At 65.8% G+C, this 18,285-nt stretch carries 17 protein-coding genes and 1 tRNA gene; 15 read left to right on the top strand and 3 right to left on the bottom strand.

The features are described 5' to 3' along the window. Position 1: 1 nt before the first annotated feature. Positions 2-1,069, bottom strand: coding sequence for a hypothetical protein (locus tag A5773_RS10860; protein ID WP_232001831.1), 1,068 nt, complete (start codon positions 1,067-1,069; stop codon positions 2-4). 445 nt (positions 1,070-1,514) lie between these two features. Here A5773_RS10860 and A5773_RS10855 point away from each other — a divergent pair, with 445 nt between their 5' ends. The 10 genes from A5773_RS10855 to A5773_RS25525 all read left to right on the top strand — a co-directional run bounded on the left by A5773_RS10855 (position 1,515) and on the right by A5773_RS25525 (position 10,831). Next, positions 1,515-2,261 carry a hypothetical protein gene (locus A5773_RS10855; RefSeq protein ID WP_067790876.1) on the top strand — a complete coding sequence of 249 codons (747 nt, stop codon included), beginning with the start codon at positions 1,515-1,517 and terminating at the stop codon, positions 2,259-2,261. A 416-nt stretch (positions 2,262-2,677) separates the two neighbouring features. After that, entirely contained in the window at positions 2,678-2,827 is a 150-nt protein-coding gene (locus tag A5773_RS26000; protein ID WP_156744800.1) for a hypothetical protein, read from the top strand. A gap of 177 nt (positions 2,828-3,004) precedes the next feature. Further along, on the top strand, positions 3,005-3,238 hold the full coding sequence (locus A5773_RS25995; protein WP_156744797.1) for a hypothetical protein: 234 nt from the start codon (positions 3,005-3,007) through the stop codon (positions 3,236-3,238). A gap of 75 nt (positions 3,239-3,313) precedes the next feature. Beyond that, positions 3,314-5,569, top strand: coding sequence for an AAA family ATPase (locus A5773_RS10845; protein WP_082948180.1), 2,256 nt, complete (start codon positions 3,314-3,316; stop codon positions 5,567-5,569). Positions 5,570-5,903: 334 nt separating this feature from the next. After that, positions 5,904-6,560 (top strand): hypothetical protein, encoded by a 657-nt coding sequence (locus A5773_RS10840; protein WP_067790871.1) that lies wholly within the window; start codon positions 5,904-5,906, stop codon positions 6,558-6,560. Positions 6,561-6,651: 91 nt separating this feature from the next. Beyond that, positions 6,652-7,359, top strand: coding sequence for a recombinase family protein (locus tag A5773_RS10835; RefSeq protein WP_067790869.1), 708 nt, complete (start codon positions 6,652-6,654; stop codon positions 7,357-7,359). After that, complete coding sequence (locus A5773_RS10830; RefSeq protein ID WP_067790867.1) at positions 7,356-7,670, top strand: hypothetical protein; 315 nt, start codon at positions 7,356-7,358, stop codon at positions 7,668-7,670. Before A5773_RS10835 ends, A5773_RS10830 begins: the two co-directional genes overlap by 4 nt. A 54-nt stretch (positions 7,671-7,724) precedes the next feature. Beyond that, a complete protein-coding gene (locus tag A5773_RS26270) occupies positions 7,725-9,107 on the top strand; it encodes a tyrosine-type recombinase/integrase (RefSeq protein WP_369817344.1) in 1,383 nt (460 codons plus the stop codon). Between the two features lie 66 nt (positions 9,108-9,173). Beyond that, positions 9,174-10,043 (top strand): TRM11 family methyltransferase, encoded by an 870-nt coding sequence (locus A5773_RS10820; protein ID WP_067790863.1) that lies wholly within the window; start codon positions 9,174-9,176, stop codon positions 10,041-10,043. Then, positions 10,040-10,831, top strand: a complete 792-nt coding sequence (locus tag A5773_RS25525; protein WP_082948179.1) for a site-specific DNA-methyltransferase — start codon at positions 10,040-10,042, stop codon at positions 10,829-10,831. Before A5773_RS10820 ends, A5773_RS25525 begins: the two co-directional genes overlap by 4 nt. Here A5773_RS25525 and A5773_RS10815 read toward each other — a convergent pair. Next, positions 10,767-12,053 carry a hypothetical protein gene (locus A5773_RS10815; RefSeq protein ID WP_067790861.1) on the bottom strand — a complete coding sequence of 429 codons (1,287 nt, stop codon included), beginning with the start codon at positions 12,051-12,053 and terminating at the stop codon, positions 10,767-10,769. The two genes, A5773_RS25525 and A5773_RS10815, sit on opposite strands and share 65 nt — an antisense overlap. A gap of 106 nt (positions 12,054-12,159) precedes the next feature. After that, positions 12,160-12,233: transfer RNA gene (locus tag A5773_RS10810), tRNA-Gly, on the bottom strand. 182 nt (positions 12,234-12,415) lie between these two features. On the opposite strand from A5773_RS10810, the gene A5773_RS10805 reads away from it, so the two are divergent. The 5 genes from A5773_RS10805 to A5773_RS10785 form a co-directional block, all read left to right on the top strand. After that, the gene (locus A5773_RS10805; RefSeq protein ID WP_197505735.1) at positions 12,416-13,072 is read left to right on the top strand and encodes a hypothetical protein; all 657 of its coding nucleotides are present in this window, start codon (positions 12,416-12,418) and stop codon (positions 13,070-13,072) included. 34 nt (positions 13,073-13,106) lie between these two features. Next, positions 13,107-13,679, top strand: a complete 573-nt coding sequence (gene dcd / locus A5773_RS10800; RefSeq protein ID WP_066947550.1) for a dCTP deaminase — start codon at positions 13,107-13,109, stop codon at positions 13,677-13,679. 130 nt (positions 13,680-13,809) lie between these two features. After that, a complete protein-coding gene (locus A5773_RS10795; RefSeq protein WP_304441404.1) occupies positions 13,810-15,774 on the top strand; it encodes a hypothetical protein in 1,965 nt (654 codons plus the stop codon). A 159-nt stretch (positions 15,775-15,933) separates the two neighbouring features. Further along, positions 15,934-17,064, top strand: a complete 1,131-nt coding sequence (locus A5773_RS10790; RefSeq protein ID WP_067790857.1) for a hypothetical protein — start codon at positions 15,934-15,936, stop codon at positions 17,062-17,064. 176 nt (positions 17,065-17,240) lie between these two features. Then, positions 17,241-18,285: hypothetical protein (locus tag A5773_RS10785; RefSeq protein WP_232001832.1), on the top strand; the 1,045-nt coding region annotated here is incomplete at its 3' end.

The following is an 18,285-nucleotide window of genomic DNA, read 5'->3' as shown; positions in this document are numbered from 1 at the left end:
GCTACGTCTCAATCGTCGTCGGCGGGGTGTAGGTGAGGTTGTCGGTGATCTGAGCGACCACCGCCGCGCCCCGGTGCCGGGTGCCGACGCCGAACCCGCGAACGTAGAAGCTGTCCTGTAGCGGGTAGGGACCGTGACCGGGAATATGCCGCAGCCCTTGGTAAGCCGCGTTGACGTGTTCGCGGAAGCCGACCGGGTTGGCGTCAGAGTTCGGCCCGCCCGTCGCCACGACTGCGGCGTAGTAGCGCGGCACGTAGTTCGACTGGATCATCAGCGCCCCACCGTAGGAGCCCCACACCTGCAACCCGTTGTACTCGGCGTTGGGAATCGGGCCGTGGATCGTTTCAGCTGAGATCCAGGCGGGCATCAGCGCCGAGGGGATGAAGTCCCACTTGGCCACCTGGCCTGCGCGGGCTTCCACGCCCGCCTTCCACGCCGAAATACCCGCAGCCTCAAAATCGAGCGGGTTCACAAGGATGACGAGTTGTGTGGCCGGGTGGGTGCCGTAGCCGTGTTGGGTGACGTGCTTGATCATGCCTTCCACGTCGGCGGGATCGAGAACTGTTGAGGCCGTGGTGAGGTAATGGGTGTGCGTTCCATCGAAAGTTTGGCCGAGGTAGGGCGGCGGGACCATGCCGTCACCGGACCACAGGCCGTAGCAAGTGTGGCCCCACTCGTTGAGCTGCGTCGCCGGGTTGAACAGCCGGTTCATGACGGTGCCGGTCGTGAGCTTGTTGTCCGCTTCGAACACGCGGGTCACATGAGCGGTGACCTGCTCGGCGGTCGCCTCGCGCAGGAACTTCCACGTGAACGAGGTCCGCAGGTCCCAGTCTTTGAACGAGTAGCCGAGCTTGAGGACATCAGCGGGTGGGCGGATCGCCTGCGGGATGCCGAATTCGGTGGCTTCCTCGAACGAACTACTGTCGAAACTCTGGGCAATGGCGTCGGCGACGTTCACCGTCCGGTAGCTGAGTAGGTCCGTGACGCTCTTGCGTTCGGTGTTCCAGAGTTCCAGAACGTCTTGTAGCTCGGCCCAGACCTCATTGAGGTCGACACCGTCACTTGTCATATTGACGAGCACATCGCCCCGAGTGGAAATGCCCTTGGCCATAGTCGTTTTCACCGTCCTAAGTCGTGCGTACCGGGCCGACGCTACGCCTGAACTGGGCGGGTGCGCTGAACCAAAGTCGCCGGGTGTGTGACACACGGTGAACCGAGGCGGGGCGGAGCCGTTCAGAGTAAAGTCGAAGCGACACAGGGAGGTTCGTCGCTATGGCCAGAGCGCCACAGGCCCCACCGAACGGGGTGGAACTATCGCGGTTGTTGACCATTCGCGGTCGGCACGGGGCACATGAGTGGCTGACCAAGACACTCGGCGTTCCGGTGACGCTGAACTTCGTCCGCACCGCCGCGACCAAGCGCCAGATACCGAGCAGGGAAGTTGGCGGGGCGCTGATGTTTTCAACACAGGACTTGTTCGACTGGGCAGTGTCACTATCAGAAAGGACCGCATCATGACCGACCGAACGCAACGGCTGCAGGGCTTCACGCCCATGGCGCCGCACTTGTTCACGCCATCGTCTATCCAGGCCCCGGTGAGCCGCCCAGTGATGAACCCGCGCGTTAGCACGCAGGTGCGCGCGACCGACCGCGCCGAGGCCCTGGCGGCGAAGGCATGGGCGAAAGCCGGGAAGCTAGGTGCGGTCCTGTTTGACCGGAAGCGGGTACCGAAGCTAGCCGAGCTAGCCGACGCTGCCGCTGCCGAGTTCTACACCCGCTGTGGCGAGTTCGGCGATATGCACTACGACACCCATGACACCGACTGGAATCCGCATGCCCCGCATGAACAGGGCGTCGTGCGAGTGTGGGCTGTGGGGACGAACCACGTTGACGTGATCCGGGACCGGTGGCGCGACGTGCCCAACCGGATGCAGACGCCGGTGGACTACTTCGCCTCCATGTACGGGTGCGGGTTGCCGGACTTCTTCGACTGCGCCCGCTACGGCTGCACCGGCGACTGCGACCGGGCGTGCTCGGTGCGCTTGGCGAAGTCGTGTACGGGTCCGACCCGAGCAATCCCCGTCAACCGGGGCACGCTGGTGTTGTTGTTCCGTTGCTGCCGGGAGTGCGAGGCCCTGGCCGGCAAGCTCGCCGCGAACACCTACAAGACCGCCGTGATCGACGCCCGCGTGGGCTTGCCACCCGGCGCGGTGATTATGCCGAACCCCGACCCGAGCGTGAACCCCGACGCCTGGGCATAGAGAGCGGCGTGACCTTGCAGGTGCCGTTCGGCTTGGGTACATTGGCTGCAGTCGCCGACCAAGCATGCACGGCGTAATGAATCAGTCTTTCGTGACGGCATCGGCCTCATCAGAGCCGGGGACCAGAACAGACTGAGGGTGCAGTAGAGCGAAAGCAGGGTGCCCTCGGAGAGACAAACCCAATCTGTACGGATAACCGTGCAGACAACAGTTTGTTTCTCCGAGGGCACCTTTCGTGTTCCTCGGAGAAGCATGAACAGGAGGAACGCGAGATGACAATGAGCAGCATGATCGGGCCCGTGCGGATACCCGACGGTGCAAAGTGCGCTGATGCAGAAGTGAGCGACGACGGTTCGATGATTGTCCGTTGGCAGGGCTCGCTGTATAACGACTCTGACGAACCGGATAGATGGACCGTGACGGTACCGCCGGATGGGCGAACCGTTTACGTTCGCGCGGACGTGGAGACCTGGGGCTGGTCCCGAGAAGTGCGCGACACCGTGCGGGAGATGTTCCCCTACGACTCCGGCATCAGCATCGAGCTATGCATGGCTTGGACTGCGTAGTAGTCACGTAATCGCCTGTGCCGCAGTCGTACTCGCCGGGGTAACACATACAAGTTATTTCAGCGCGTACGGCTGCGGTCGGGTAGCGTATAGGAAGAACGACGGCCCGCCCGTGTCCGTAACTGGGGGACTTGCCGTGGACGACAACCCGAGAATCGAACGAACCTTGGAGCGTCCATGGACCCGAATGATGTTGCAAACCTCAACCAACAGGCCGCTTTTCGCCAACTGCGCGAGTGGGGCTACCCCGTAACACGTCGTACGGTCAAGTATGCATTCGACCGTAGGGAGCTGAAGCCTGTTCGGCTAGGCAACGGCAACTACGTCAGCATCAATGACCTACTGGCGTGGCTGGAGAGTCGCCGCCAGGACGGTCCTTACCGCCTGCCGGAATCTGCTGCGGCCCAATAAAAGTGCTCGCCCCGGCGGGGATGGCAACCCGCCGGGGCAGTGCGACCAACCTGGTGCGAACAGAAAGGCCTGACGATGACTATACCTGCCGAGTGTGGCGATGAAAGACCCAAGCTGGGCAACGAAGCTGACAGTCTCGCTGTTGTCTGGCCCGACGTCAAAGGGTTGTTGACCGGAGAAGCTGCAGAGGTATATGCGAAGTCCGGCATACCTGTCGTCCCCGTACGCCCGGGCACGAAGAACCCCGGTAGCTACCTCGGCAATGGATGGCCGCAACAGGCTACTACCGACCTCGACACCGTGCGCGCGTGGTGGCGACGGTGGCCCGAGGCCGGAATTGCGATGCACGTTGGTGGCGCTCAACTTCTCGTCATCGACGTCGACAATCCTGCGAACGTGCCCGCGTGGCTGTGGCCACTACTTGATCGGGCGGTGTTCCGCCGCACCACGACCGACCCCGTGAGCAAGCGCGGGCACTACATCTACCGGCTGCGGCCCGGCGAGCGATTCGGGGGTGGTCTCGGCAAGCTCAAGCCACCGAAGGGGAAGGGCTGGGGTGAGGTCCGGTGTTACGGCGGCGCGATAGTCCTCGCGCCGACCTTCCACCCGAGAGCCGCCGAGGGCGGCGCGTACACCGCCGGGCGGGATGAGCCGATCCCGTACCGGCCCGATGAAATCGCGGCGAAGCTCGCCCCCGCCGCTGACCCTGTCGTCTACGAACCGATGACACCAGCCGAGCTGGACGCGAAAGTCGCAGGGTTCGTGGGCGCCTACACGGACGACGGAGAACCGTACGCGCTGAGACCGATAGTTGCGGCGTTCGACGCGACGCCGGGCGGTCGCCATGCGAGCATGTGGGACGCGCTGTGCTGGGCGCTGCGGGAAGCGAAGGCCGGGCGCTTCCCGGCGCAGCGTGCGGTTGATGCGCTACGGGATCGATGGGACGCCGCCGTTAGCGGCGAAGCGCGCGACCCCGACGAGTTCAATCGCATGGTGCGCGACGCGGTAACGGTCGCCGACGCGAGCAACGTTGCGGCGCTGCAACGGCGTGCGGGTGGCTTCGCCAGCGCCAAGGCGGCGCGCATGGCGCACAGGGCGCTAGGTCCGGGCGGTGCGTGGCATCCCGACACACTGAGAGCGAAGGGCTACTTGCTCCCCGACCGACCGCAGCCGGCCACCGCGAGCCGCTTCCAACTCGTGTCGGCGCGGGAGCTAGCCGAGCCGGTCGAACCGATGCTTTGGCTGGTGCGAGGCGTATGGCCCGAGCGGTCGGCGGGCGTGCTGGCGGGCGACAAGAAGTCGATGAAGACGTGGAACCTGCAAGCCCTCGCCGTGGCGGTCGCGGCGGGCACGGCACTGTTCGATAAGTACCACGTGACCTCACCGGGGCCGGTGCTGTATCTATCTGGCGAGGGCGGACGCAACACATTCGCAAACCGGCACCAGGTGATCGCGGAGCGGTACGGGATCACCGGAAAAATGCTGCGAGAGCTTCCTCTCTGGGCTGAGTTCGGCGTCAGCACGTTGACCGACCGCCACTTCACCGACGCCGTAAAGCGACACCTGGACACGCTGCAGCCCAAGCTGGTGATCCTCGACCCGCTGTACGCCTACCACCCGAGCGATGTTGAGGTGCAGAACGTCTATGCACGCGGACCGATGCTGGCGGACCTGCGGACGCTCGTCGGTGACGAAGCAGCGCTGATCGTCGGCGATCATTTCAACAAGACCTCGACAGGACGATTGGACCTCGCCAACATCGCCCAGGCTGGGATGGCGCAATGGGCAGACTCCTGGATTCTGCAAAAGCACCGCGAGGCGCCAAATCTCGATGAGAGCAAGTTCTGGCTTGAGGTGGAGACCGGCACACGCCGAGGCGGCGGGAAGCACCTTGAGGTCGACTGGACCCTAGAGCGCGACGCGAGCGACCCCGATGTGATCCTGTGGACCGGCGTGGACTGGGACTCACGTCCGATGATTGCGAAGTCGGCTGGCGGACAGGTCGATACGACGGTGCAGGCGATCCTGCAGGTTGTGTCCGATCATCCGTATGAGCTGACCGAGACGCAAGTGCTCGACAAGGTCGGTGGTAGGCGTGAGAAGGCACGTAACGCGCTGTTGGGTCTGAAGGCCAACGGCGGTGTTGTGGTGAAGAAGGCACCGCGAATGGAGAGCGGGCGCACGAGGAACCGCGACCTCGTGGGCCTCGGCGAGCACGCGGAACGCCTGCGACGAAACCGCCTCCGCGCGAATGAAACCGTACCCACAAGGGAACGGGTTGAACGAACCCGTACCGGCGACGGGAACGGGTCGGAACGGGTTGAGCCGTGAACACGGTAAAGCCACTGATCGAGTGGCAAATCGAACTCGTTCCCGCGATGGGAACGGGTTGCTCACGACCGGCGTCCGAGGCGGGCGGGGAGGGGAACCCGTTCCCTCCCGCCGCGCCTATAGGGAAACGGGTTGGGTTGCCCGCCTTGGCCGAAGGGGCGCAAAGGTGAACGTCTTCACCCCGGTCGAACCGCCCTACGCGTGGCAGCCCCAGAAGCGTTCGCGCCGTGGTCATCCCACTCGGCCACGACGAAACCCGAGACGCGAACCGTGGCCGATTGATTGCACGCGACCGGGCGAACGATGAATTGCAAACAGAGACAGGGAGTTACCAATGAATGCCAAGACCCATAAATCCCGACTGGACCACCCGCGCCGGTGCACCGCGCACAAACACAACGGCGACCCGTGTATGCGGTACGCCGCTCGCGGGGCGAACGTGTGCCGGGTTCACGGTGGTGCTGCGCCGCAAGTCGTCGCCAAAGCCCGCGAACGGCTCGCGCTCGCCGCCGACCGGATGGCCCGCGAGCTACTCGGAATCGCCGCTGGCGCAGAGTCTGAAGCCGTAAAGCTCGCCGCCGTAAGAGACGCGCTCGACCGCGCTGGCCTCAGCGCCAAACAGTCCGTGGAGCTGTCGGCGAAGGAACCCGAGCCGTGGGAAGAACTCACGCTGTCCGTCGTCCGCACCAGCCGTGAGGATTGGCTACGTCGGCGCGGGCTACCACCGAAGGAACCGCCCGCCCCGGTCGAACCCGCCTTGGAGGTCGTGGACGCCGAGCTAGTCCCCGAGCCCGACGACCACACCGCGCCGCACGCTAGCTCCACCAGGGACCGTGCCGACGCCGACGACCGGGGCGACGAACCCGCCGACACCCCCGCAACGCCGAGCCGGCCACCTAGCCGCGCGCTCGTTCCCCTAGAGGACGCGACCGCCGACGTGGCGCGGGCCAACCGCGCAGCGCGGGCCGCACGTGGAAGACGTGCGCGGTAGCGAAGTTTGTACCGAGCTTTGTAGCAGTTGGCGTAGCTTTATCCCCGTATTCAGCTACGCCGCTGGTCAGCGGCTTGTGGAAGGGAGAAGTATGCGAGTAGTCGCGTACGTGAGGGTGTCGTCGGCGCACCAGGCCGAGGCATACGGGCCGGAAGTACAGCGCGCCGCCATACGGAAGTGGGCCAAGGTCAACGGTCACAAGCTCGTGTCGTGGCAGACCGACGTCATCAGCGGCGCGTCAGAGTTACGCGACCGCGCAGGCTGGTGCGAAGCAGCCGCCTTGGTTAAGAGCGGCGAGGCCGAGGGCGTGGTCGTCGCGCGGCTCGACCGGCTCGCCCGTGACGTCATGGTACAGGAACTGTTGTTACGCAGGCTATCTGATCTCGGGGGCATCGTCTTGTCCACCCGCGAGAGCGAGGATGAGCTACTCAATGGTGCGTCGAAAGACCCATCGCGCAAATTGATCCGTGTCATCTGCGGGGCGATCAGCGAGTACGACCGAGAGATGACCGTGGACCGGCTCGCAGCAGGACGGCAAGCCAAGGCCGCTCGCGGCGGCCACGCGCACGGTGCGCTGCCCTACGGCTACCGCAGCGTCAAGGGCAAGCTCGTACCAGTGCCCGCCGAGCAGCGGGCCTTGGGTCGCATGAAAGAGCTCGCGGGGCAGGGCGCGTCTACCCGCAGGATTGCGCGTGTGCTGACGGCCGAAGGCCACCCGACGAAGCGCGGCGGGCAGTGGTGCGCGGCCACCGTCGCGCGAATTCTGCACCGCGCCAATATGAACGGGGCGGTGGCATGAGCCCGGCACGGCGGCTGGCCGATGGGCGGGACGGCGTCGTGTACAGCTCGCGCAGCGAGTGGGGCTACTACAACAACGGGCACGAGGTCCGCGTCGTGCTCCCGAACGACCCTTACACCGGCCGCGTCGGCACAGTGGAGCGGACGTTCCTAGACGACGGTGGCGACATGGTGCACGTCGTGCTGTTCCGCGCTGAGCGCGGCGACTACCCGCCAGGCCCGCACCAAACGGCCTACTACTTCGCCGACGAGCTGAAGTCGGCCGAAGTCGGCACCGCAACCACAAAGCCCTCAGTACGAGAACAGGACTGACCAATGGCAAGTATTCAAAAGCGCGTACGCGCCAGTGGTACAACAACATACATTGTGCGCTGGTACACCCCGGACGGCGCCCAGCGCACAAAGGGTGGTTTCCGCACCCGCAAGGAGGCGAAGGCATTCGCATCGAAGGCCGATGCAGCGTCGTTGACGGGCATGGACTTCGACCCCGGCAAGGGCAAGATGCTGTTCCGCGACGCGGCGGCAATCTGGCTTGAGTCGCGCAAGGCCGACACCCGCAACGACGCCTACAACCACCGCTATGCCCTCGCCCCAGCCGCCACGCGGCGCGGCGACGGCAAGACGCTCGGCATTGACGCGGTGTTCGGCGGCTACCCGTTGAACAAGATCACCCGCGAGTACATGCAGGAGTGGGTGAACCGGCTCACGGCGGCAGGAAAGAAGCCGTCCACGGTGCGGCACGCGTTCTGGACGGTGCGGATGGTCTTGGAGCAGGCGGTTGTCGATGGCCGGCTGGCGAAGAACCCCGCCGACTACGTCAAGCTGCCGAAGGAAACCGGCACGAAGGGCGGCAAGGTAGGCGAAATCGCGGACCGGGCGATGTTCCTTACGCCGGTGCAGGTCTCGGCACTCGTCGACGCGACACCTTGGCCATACAACGTCCTGGTGCACGTTGCGGCATGGGCAGGTCTACGCGCGGCGGAACTCGGCGGCCTGACCGTGGGCAACGTCGTGTTGCCCGACGTCCCCCTGAACCCGAACGCGCCGGTGAAGCCGGGTGTGCTGCGGGTCGAGCAAGCCGCCCGGCCCTACGGTTCGGTAGTCGAGTACGGCCCGCTCAAGACCAAGCAGAGCTACCGCCGGGTGCCGTTGACCGCCGAGACGACCGACATGCTGCGCGCGTACCTCGCCGAGCACTCGCGCCGGGACGAACCCGACGCCCCGCTGTGGCCCGCTATGGTGCTGACCCGGCCCCGGCCCACCGGAGTGCGGGCGACGCCCGCCGAGCCAGAAGCGGCCACTACGGGTGCCGACGAACCCACACCGGGCAGCGCGGCGAAGGCCCGCGCGCGACGCCAGGCCGAAGCCCTGGCCGACCTCACCGTGGAGGATGCCAAGAAGCGGCTGGTGCTCGACTGGACGCAACCGCTACGGCACGGCGCTTGGTACAAAGCGGTCTACCGACCGGCGGTGTTACGTGCCAACAGGCTTACCCCGACTGCGAAGCTGTCCCTTGACCAGTCGTTCCACTCCCTGCGCCACACGTACGCGAGCTTGTGCCTCGCGGCGGGCATCCGGCCCATCGACATCGCGGAGCTAATGGGCCACCGGGACGTCAAGACGACCCTGACCGTCTACGCGCACCTGATCAACACGGACGACCACACGGGCAACATGGCCGCGCTCGGAGCCTTGGGGAACCGCATAAGCTCCGGGAACGTCATAGCAATAGCCAAGGCGCGCCGGTGAACGGTGCAGCCAGTCGTCGGATAGTTACGCAATACTCTGAGCAGCACGGTTAGGGAGAGGGAACGAATGGCGAAGTCGACCGATAAGCAGGATGATTCTCCCGCTGACAAGAGTTCCCGCACCAACAAGCTGAACGACCTGACCGCAAAGGAGTGGCTGAGCGAAAGCGTCAGCGTATGGACCCAACGAGGGCTCGGCGCGGGGCATGCGGACGCGGCAATAGAGCGACAGCACCCCGCGCCCTTCTCCTACACCGACGTGAGCCGGATCATCAACATGCTCACCAAGGCGGGCGCCACGGTTCTCGATCCCTTCGTGGGAGTGGGGTCAACGCTCAAGGCGTGCGCGCTCACGGGTCGGAACGGGATCGGCTTCGAGTTGTATGCGCACTTCGCTGCGCTCACGCGGCAACGGCTCGAAACAGAGGTGCCGGCAGAAGCTCTCGAATCAACAGCGCAAACGATCTGGGAGGGCGACACCCGCATATTGGTGAATAAGCTCGAAGATGAGTCGATCGACTTGATTGTCACGAGTCCGCCTTACTGGGGCATCCTGAATAAGAAGCCTGATCACAAAGTGAAGTCGGAGCGGCTTGATTCGGGGCTTTCAGTCAACTACGGCGACGACCCGCGAGACCTTGCGAACATCACCGATTATGAAGGCTTCATTGAGGAGCTGGCAGTGTCGCTGTCGGACTGCGCGAGGGCGCTGAAGCATAAGGGGTACATGGTTCTGGTCGTCGGCGACTTTCGGCACAAGAGCCGGTACTACCTTTTCCATGCCGACATCGCGCGCGCGCTCGAAGAGCGGGGCCTCACGTTGCAGGCGATGAACGTTCTCTATCAGAGACATAAGCGGGTGTTCCCCTACGGCTATCCCTATGCGTATGTCCCGAACGTCCACCACCAGAACATCGTCGTGCTGCGGAAGCTATGAACAGGAACGTCATCGTTCAGGGTGATTGCGTCGAATCGTTACGGGCGCTACCGGACGCCGTTGCGAGTCTCGTCATTGCCGATCCTCCATACAACATTGGACCGGCCTTCGGCATTGAGAAGGAGTGGAACCGCTCAACTGAGTGGCTTCCCTGGTGTGAAGCTTGGCTCAAGGAGTGCCTCCGCGTCCTGTCGGCCGATGGACAGATCTTCGTCTACGGAATTCACCACTACCAGTGTTACGTCCAGTGCCTTCTGTACGACATGGGGATGAAGTATCGACGCCAGATTATTTGGCACTACGAAAATGGTTGGAGCCGAAGCCGAAAGACGTTGGCTACCCATTACGAACCGATCTTATGGTTCTCGAAGTCGGACACGTTCACGTACCACCCTGTCCGCGAGCCGTACAAGAGCACCGAGCGGCTGAAGAACAAGATTACCAAGAACGGTAAGGTTTGGACTCCGAATCCTGAAGGCCGTATGGCGGGAGACGTCTGGAAGTTTCCGACGCTCGCGGGCAAGCGTTTTGAACAAGAACGCGTCGATCACCCGACCCAGAAGCCGTTAGCGTTGAGCGACCGCATAGTGCGTCACTTCAGTAACGAGGGCGAGTTAGTCGTTGTACCGTTCGCTGGCAGCGGCACGGAGTGTGTCAGTGCAGCACGAAACGGCCGGGACTACTGGGGCTGCGAATTGAAGCAGCAATACATCGACTTAGCGCTCAAACGCCTTGATATTGCGGCAGTTTCACCAGAAGTGACTGCCCGAGTTCATTCAGAGGAATAGCACCTGACGCGGTAAGCGCAATGGCGCCGACCTGCTCCTTCTCAAGGAAGGTCGCTAGGTGCGGGCCGATGTCGGCGTCAAACACTGCGCAACGCACCACCGTGTGGGTCGGCCACTTTACCGACACCCTGAAGTAGGCGTAGTACGCAAGCTGCCCCAACGCCAAACGCGCTTGGAAGTCAGCGTCGTTATGAATCGTCTTCATCTCGAAGAGGAAGCACGGTGACCCCTCAGCTTCAGACGGCACCCATAACAGGTCGTAGCTGAACGGATCTTCGTAGAGGCTCCCGACGTCATCGCCTATGAGGTGGCTGAAATCCCTCACCAGCTTCTGGTGGTTGACGGTGCGTTCTTGGAGGCGGTCGGCGGCCTTCTTCTGTTCATCTTCTGACAGGAACTTCGGCGGTTTATCCGGCACCTTGGTGGCGACAGTTGCCGTGGTGACTTGTTTCCCTTCGGTGTATGTGACTTTCGCGCGCGTCAGGATGGCTTCGGGCACTTGGCCAATCGGCATTCCGAGCACAGACCAACCGTCCGGAGACAAGCTGAACACGCCGTGCCCGTCCTCCACGACAAGCCCGGCTGTCTTGGCAAGAGTCGGGAAAATCTTGACGGCATTGTTGCGCTGATGTTCGCTAATCCCGAGCGCTTGTTGACGATCGTCCGGGGAGAGCTTGTAGAGAGCCTTCACGCGGTCGATTTCTGCTTGCGAGTCGTCCCGTGCTTCGAGAGCTAGTTCCAACCCTCTGCGGTATTGGCTCGGACCGACTGACAATAGCTCTAGCAATACGTACACCGGATGGGACGTGTGGTCATTCTGATCAGTGACAGCAATCCTCAGGAGCCCCTCGGCGAGCAGCGCCCGCTCTTCTAGGCTTGCCGGGGCAGTGGCGAGCAACGCTTCACCGGCATCGGTCAGCTCACAGTCACCGTCGATCCAACCCATGTTGCGAAGAGTGCGGCGCAGCTCGCGCGCGAACGTCCGTGTCCCTTGATTGCTCGCCGGCTTGGCTGTCTCTTCCTGTAGCCGCTGCTCAAGTTGCTCCTGCGATATTTGTGCGAAGGGCAATCCGCGAAACTCGTAGACACCTCGCCGAGCGGCCTCAAGACCAAGCACGCCGTCGTCCAGCGGGTTCTGGCCAGCTTCGTTGACCTGCCGAATAACTTCCAGCGTTCCGCGAACGCGGGCGAAGTTACTTGCTTGGTTCGGATAGTTCTTCATGGGTGCGACGATTGTGGCACGCGCGGTTCGCACGCCTTACAGGGGACCGTTAGGGGACCACCGGCCCGCGAGCGTGGGCGACAAGGCGGTTATGCCCTGGTAGATGTGGAGCCGATGACGGGAATCGAACCCGCGTATTCAGCTTGGGAAGCTGATGTTCTGCCATTGAACTACATCGGCGCTGTCGACAACGAAGGCTAGCATCCGGAGGCAGATCCGTTGGGCGAGTAGTCCGTCGGCGTGCGGCCCACCCGGCGCCGTCCAGGCCTGCCACAAATGCGCAGGACGGGGGAATGGCCGCTGACCCGCAAATTCCAGAACCGATGTTTATTCTTTCGTGATCTTGTCGTAATGTGCCTTGGGTGGGTCGGCACCGATTAGCCAAGAAGCGGCGTAAATCACCGCTGCTGCTGGCAGGGCTGCTGGCCCCTGCCGCAGCGTTCTTCGCGGCGGCGGGAGATGGCGGCCCATTCGTCCCTCGGCACGACCCCGTCCCCGTTATTGGCGACACCGGTCCGTGTTGCTTAGAAATCGTGGCGGCGAAGCCGACTGCGATTGTGCTCGCGTCGGATGTGTCGCGCGGCGACGGCATGGCCGAGCCCGTCGCGGCGTCGAGGTACCACACGAGATCGCGCTTCCTGCCCGCCGGGCTCGCCCCGGAACAGGGCCTGCAGGTGAGAACGATCCAGGTCTCCCGCAGCATCAGCGCGGCGTTCCCCGAGATCCACGAGATCGGCGGCGTGCGGCCCGATCCGCTGCCCTGGCATCCGCTCGGTCTGGCCCTGGATGTGATGATCCCCAACCCGCAGAGCACCGAGGGCATCGCGCTGGGCAACGAGATCGTCGCGTACGTGATGAAGAACGCGCGCCGCTTCGGGATCCAGGACGCGATCTGGCGCGGCGTCTATTACACGCCCGGCGGCGCGCAACCCAGCAGGCTCGGTCACTATGACCACGTCCACGTCACGACCACGGGCGGCGGATATCCCAAGGGCGGGGAGATGTACCTCGCCGACTGAACGACCGACGGCAAGCAGCGGATAGGCTCGTCGCGTGCTGCTCTCCGATCGTGACCTCAGGGCCGAAATCACCGCCGGCCGGTTGGGCATCGACCCCTACGACGACACCTTGGTGCAGCCGTCCAGCATTGACGTCCGCCTGGACTGCATGTTCCGGGTGTTCAACAACACCCGGTACACCCACATCGATCCCGCCAAGCAGCAGGACGAGCTGACGACGTTGGTCGAACCCGTGGAGGGCGAGCCGTTCGTGCTGCACCCGGGGGAGTTCGTGCTCGGCTCCACGCTGGAGTTGTTCACCCTGCCCGAGGACCTCGCGGGGCGGTTGGAAGGCAAGTCGTCGCTGGGCCGGCTGGGCCTGCTGACGCACTCGACCGCGGGTTTCATCGATCCCGGCTTCAGCGGTCACATCACCCTGGAGCTGTCCAACGTCGCCAACCTGCCGATCACGTTGTGGCCCGGTATGAAGATCGGTCAGCTGTGCATCCTGCGGTTGACCAGTCCGGCCGAACACCCTTACGGCAGTTCGCATGTAGGTTCGAAGTACCAGGGCCAGCGAGGACCCACGCCGTCGCGCTCCTATCAGAACTTCATAAGGACTACATAGGTTCTGAGGCGCTCCCGCGCCTGCTTTCTGCGCGATACTTAGATAGCCGTGGTTTTTTCCTCCGCCTGACCATGGTTCGTCTCGCAATACCTTTGGAGGGGTTGTATTGGATATCGTGCTCGGGGTGTCGATGGCACCGGCATCAATCCAAATGGTTGTCCTCGAAGGCGAATACGCCGACGGTGCCACCGTGGAAGAAGACGTTTTCGACGTCGCCGCCGCCGACGAAGCGGCCACCGCGAGCGCGCCGGATCAGGTGCTCGCCGCCATCCTGGGCACCCGTGAGGGCGCGGCCGAAGCCGGCCTCGAGGTGTCGTCCATCGGCGTGACGTGGACCGACCAGCTCGAAGCGGCGACATTGCACGACGCGCTGGCCGCCCACCGCGTCGAGCACGTCATGCTGGTATCGGCCTTCCTGGCCGCGACTGCGTTGGCCCAAAATGTCGGCGGGGCAATGGGTTACGAGCGAACTGCGGTGATGTTCGTGGAGCCCGACACTGCGACGCTGGCGGTCGTCGAGACCTCCGACGGGTCCATCCCCGACGTCTACAAGCAACCGCTCTACGCCGAGTCGTATGACCAGGCAGCCGCGCAACTCGGCGGCATGATCGCCGGCCTGGAGAAGCTGGAAGCGGCGCCGGACGGCGTGCTGGTGGTGGGCTCCGGCGTGGACATCGGCCCGCTGAAGCCGGCGCTGCAGACGGCGACCTCCCTGGCGGTGAGCGTGCCGGAGGAGCCGGAGACGGCGCTGGCCCGCGGCGCCGCCCTGGCGTCGGCCAACGCACCGCTGTTCGCCTCGTCGACCGCCGCGCTGGCCTACGCGCAGGACCCCGGCACCGGTGCCGTCGACCAGCACTCGCTGCCCGAATACCTCTACGCGCCATTCGGGCCGGAGGCCGGGGACGACGAGCTCGCCTACAGCGCGGTGCCGGACGAGGACGCTGACTCGCCGACCGTCGTCATCGAAAAACTGTTCATGCCCGAAGGAAGCCAACCGCGGCGCAGGCCGGCCCTGCTGATCGGCAGCGGGTTGGCGGTCGCCGGCATCAGCGCGGTGTTGGCCCTCGAGATCGCGTTGGCGATCGGCATCCGCACGACCGGCACCGTCGCTTTGCAGCCCACGCCCGGCCAACACCTCATCGTCCCGACGCAGGAGCCGCCGGCGCCCGCTGAGGCGTCGGCCCCGGCGCAGAAGATGAGCCCGCCGGAGCCCGTGGCGGCGCCCAAGCCGATGACTCCGCAGTTTGCCGCGCCGCTGCCGGCCGCGCCGCCGCCCGCCGCGCCACCGCTGCCCGCGGCGCCTCCCGTGCCCGCGGCCCCCGCTCCGGCGCCGGTCCCCGTCGTGATTCCGCCGCTGGTGCCGGTTATCGTGCCGCCGCTCCGCGTGCCCAACCCAGTCGTAATAAGCCCGCCGGTCATCCAGGCTCCGCCGCACGTGTCGCCCCCACAGCCGGTGCTGCCGCAGCCGCCGGTGCATGTTCCGCCTCCGCAGTCGCCGCCTCACCAGACGCCTCCTGGGCAAGGCACATCACCGGTGCCCGAGGGCTCCGGCGGTTCGACTGGTGGGCATGTTCCGCCGCCCGGCTCGGGCCCGGGCGGATCGACTGGTGGGCATGTGCCCCCGCCCGGTTCGAGTACGGGCGGTTCGACTGGTGGGCATGTGCCGCCGCCCGGCTCGGGCGAGGGCGGATCCAGCGGTGGGCATGTGGCACCCCCCGGTTCGGGCCCCGGTGGCCTCGGCGGCGGGCACGTTCCGCCCCCCAGTGACGGTGGCCTCGGTGGCGGGCACGTTTCGCCCCCGGCCGGCGGGTCGGGCGGACTGGGCGGCGGACACGTTCCGACCCCGGGTTCGGGCGGCGGTGCACCCTCCGGGCCTGGTGGCCTATTCGGGGGCGGCCATGGCGGCGGACCCGTCGTCGGCGGACCCGGCGGTGGTATCGGTGCTCCCGGTGGTGGCGGCTTCGGCGGTGGCCACAGTGGCGGCGGCGGCCTTGGTGGAGGCGGCGGCCTTGGTGGTGGCGGCGGCCACAGCAGTGGCGGCTTCGGCGGCGGTGGCGGTGGCCACAGCGGCGGTGGCGGCGGGGGACACAAGTAGCCCACTCGCGAGGCCCGGGCGCACCCATCTTCGCGCGCTAGGGTGGCGGCTTGGGGGTGGCGCGGCCGAGCTGCAAAGTCATCCGGCCGATTCTCGAAATAACTAAGCCCGGCAACGCAGGTGTCGTCGCACGGGCACGGCAATTGATTTGGAGGAGCGGTGGACGTCGTACTTGGCGTGTCCATGGCGCCTGAGGCGGTCCGTATGGTGCTCGTCGAAGGCGAGGCTGCCGGTGGGGTGACCGTCGACCAGGACGACTTCCACCTCACCGATCAGACGACCGCGGTCGCGGCGGCGGACCGCGTTGTCGCCGCGATTCTCGGCACGCGAGAGAGCGCGGCCCAGGGCGGTTATCAGCTGAAATCGAGCGGAGTGACCTGGAGCGACGCGGCCGAGGCGGCCGCGCTGCGAAATGCGTTGGCGGCCCGCAAGATCGAGAACGTCACGCTGGTGCCGACGGTCATGGCCGCGGCGGCGCTGGCTCAGGCGGCGGGCAGCGCGACCAATTGCGCGCGTACCGCGCTGCTGCTGGTCGAGCCCAGCACCGCGACGCTGGCCGTCGTCGACACCGCCGACGGGTCGGTGGCCGATGTGCGCCGGCATCCGCTGCCCGACAGCGACGAGGCGGCGCTGGCGAAGCTGACCGCGATGGTCTCGGGTGCCGAATCGATGGGGACCCGCCCGGACGGGTTGTTCCTGGTGGGCTCGGACGTCGACATCCCGTACATCAAGCCGGCGCTCGAAGCGGTGACGACGCTATCGGTGACCACGCCCGAGGAACCCGAGATGGCGCTGGCGCGCGGCGCGTCACTGGCGGCGGCCAACGCGCAGTTGGGCGCGCCGTCGACGATCGCAATGCCCTACGCGGGGGATCCCTCGCCAGACGGGCGCGAGCTGGCCTACAGCGCCGAGTCGACTACCGGGAAGTCGCGGGCGACCGCGACCGACCGCGGGTCAGCCGCCCACCCGGGCGAGCGCCGCAGCCGCAAACCGGTGCTGGCCGTCGCCGCGGTGACGCTGATATTCGTCGGCGGCGTCGTGGCCCTCGCGGTGGCGCTGGCCGTCGACATCCGGCCGCACGCGCCGCAGCGCCCCGATATCACCCAAAACGTCGTCGGCCCGGCCAGCCAGGCGCCCCCGCCGCCAGCGGCAATCCCGCCGCCGGAGTCCGCCCCGCCTTCGCCGCCCGCCGCGCCGGTCCCTCCGCAACCGGGTTCCGGCCCCTCCCATGGCGATCAGTGGGACGACTGGCTCCATCGACACCTGGGACACGGCCTACCGATCCCGTAGCCGCGTCCCAGCCCCAGCCGAAAGGCGCGCGAGCGCGTAAAATCGTGGGACTAGGGGAACACATGGTGGGGACTCAGTGACCTCTGGCGTTTTCGCGGGGTGCGGCGGCCACGTCCTCACATCAGGACTCGCAATCGAACCTTGGAGGAGCTTTGGACACCGTACTTGGGGTGTCAATGGCGCCGACGGCCGTCCGCATGGTGCTGGTCGAAGGCCAGAATGGCGAAGGCGCCACCGTCGACGAAGACAACTTCGACGTTCCGCCCGAAGATGACGCCGCAACGCTCAGCGCGGCCGACCAGGTAGTCTCCGCGATCCTGGGCACGCGTCAGGGCGCGGCCGAGGGCGGCTACCAACTGGCCTCGACAGGGGTCACCTTCACCGACCCGATCGAGGCCGCCGCGCTGCGCGATGCGCTGGCCGCCCACAAGGTCGAGAACGTGATGTTGGTCTCGTCCTTCCTGGCCGCGGCCGCCCTGGCCCAAGCGGTCGGCAGCCAGACCAACTATGCGCAAACGGCGCTGCTCTACATCGAGCCCGAAACCGCGACTCTCGCGGTCGTCAACAGCGCCGACGGGTCGATCGCCGACGTCCGCCGGCAGCCCCTGCCGGCCGACGACGAGGCCGCGGTGGCCCAGCTGGCCACGATGGTTTCGCACGCCGAGACGATGGAGACCCGTCCGGACGGCGTGTTCGTCGTCGGCTCCGGTATCGACATCCCGCTGATCAAGCCCGCGCTCGAGGCGGCGACCTCGCTGCCGCTGTCGGCTCCCGAGGAGCCCGAAACCGCGCTGGCCCGAGGCGCGGCGCTGGCCTCGGCGCACGCACCGCTGTTCTCCTCGTCGACCGCGGCGCTGGCCTACGCCCAAGACCCGGGCACCGGCGCCATCAACCCGTTCGCGATCGCGCCGGGCTACTTCGACACCCCGGGAACCTTGGGCAGGGACGCGCTCGCCTACAGCGCCGTCCCCGACGACGTCGACGACCTCTACACCGGCGCGCACACCGGCGCCACCGCGCTCGTCGACGCGGGCTATCCCGAGCGCCGCTCCTTCCGGCTGGTGGGAAGCATCGTGGCGGGCGTCTTCGTCATCGGTGTGGTGGCGCTGGTCGTCTCGCTGGCGATCGCCATCCGCCCCACGGCCAACGTCCGGCCCAGCCCGAACCAGAACGTCGTCGTCGCGCCCACCCGGCCGGCGGGGGGGGGGGGGGGGCAGGGGC

The sequence above is a fragment of the Mycobacterium sp. 852014-52450_SCH5900713 genome, assembly GCF_001667075.1.
In the GTDB taxonomy this organism is placed as follows: Bacteria; Actinomycetota; Actinomycetes; order Mycobacteriales; family Mycobacteriaceae; genus Mycobacterium.
The sequence above is the reverse complement of the archived record's forward strand: the minus strand, read 5'-3'. Positions and strand labels throughout refer to the sequence as shown.

What these genes read in the sequence shown, in the direction of transcription:
- A5773_RS10860 (WP_232001831.1), bottom strand. Translation starts at nt 1,069, where the DNA reads ATGACAAGTGACGGTGTCGACCTCAATGAGGTCTGGGCCGAGCTACAA.
- A5773_RS10855 (WP_067790876.1), top strand. Translation starts at nt 1,515, where the DNA reads ATGACCGACCGAACGCAACGGCTGCAGGGCTTCACGCCCATGGCGCCG.
- A5773_RS25995 (WP_156744797.1), top strand. Translation starts at nt 3,005, where the DNA reads ATGGACCCGAATGATGTTGCAAACCTCAACCAACAGGCCGCTTTTCGC.
- A5773_RS10845 (WP_082948180.1), top strand. Translation starts at nt 3,314, where the DNA reads ATGACTATACCTGCCGAGTGTGGCGATGAAAGACCCAAGCTGGGCAAC.
- A5773_RS10840 (WP_067790871.1), top strand. Translation starts at nt 5,904, where the DNA reads ATGAATGCCAAGACCCATAAATCCCGACTGGACCACCCGCGCCGGTGC.
- A5773_RS10835 (WP_067790869.1), top strand. Translation starts at nt 6,652, where the DNA reads ATGCGAGTAGTCGCGTACGTGAGGGTGTCGTCGGCGCACCAGGCCGAG.
- A5773_RS10830 (WP_067790867.1), top strand. Translation starts at nt 7,356, where the DNA reads ATGAGCCCGGCACGGCGGCTGGCCGATGGGCGGGACGGCGTCGTGTAC.
- A5773_RS10820 (WP_067790863.1), top strand. Translation starts at nt 9,174, where the DNA reads ATGGCGAAGTCGACCGATAAGCAGGATGATTCTCCCGCTGACAAGAGT.
- A5773_RS25525 (WP_082948179.1), top strand. Translation starts at nt 10,040, where the DNA reads ATGAACAGGAACGTCATCGTTCAGGGTGATTGCGTCGAATCGTTACGG.
- A5773_RS10815 (WP_067790861.1), bottom strand. Translation starts at nt 12,053, where the DNA reads ATGAAGAACTATCCGAACCAAGCAAGTAACTTCGCCCGCGTTCGCGGA.
- A5773_RS10795 (WP_304441404.1), top strand. Translation starts at nt 13,810, where the DNA reads ATGGCACCGGCATCAATCCAAATGGTTGTCCTCGAAGGCGAATACGCC.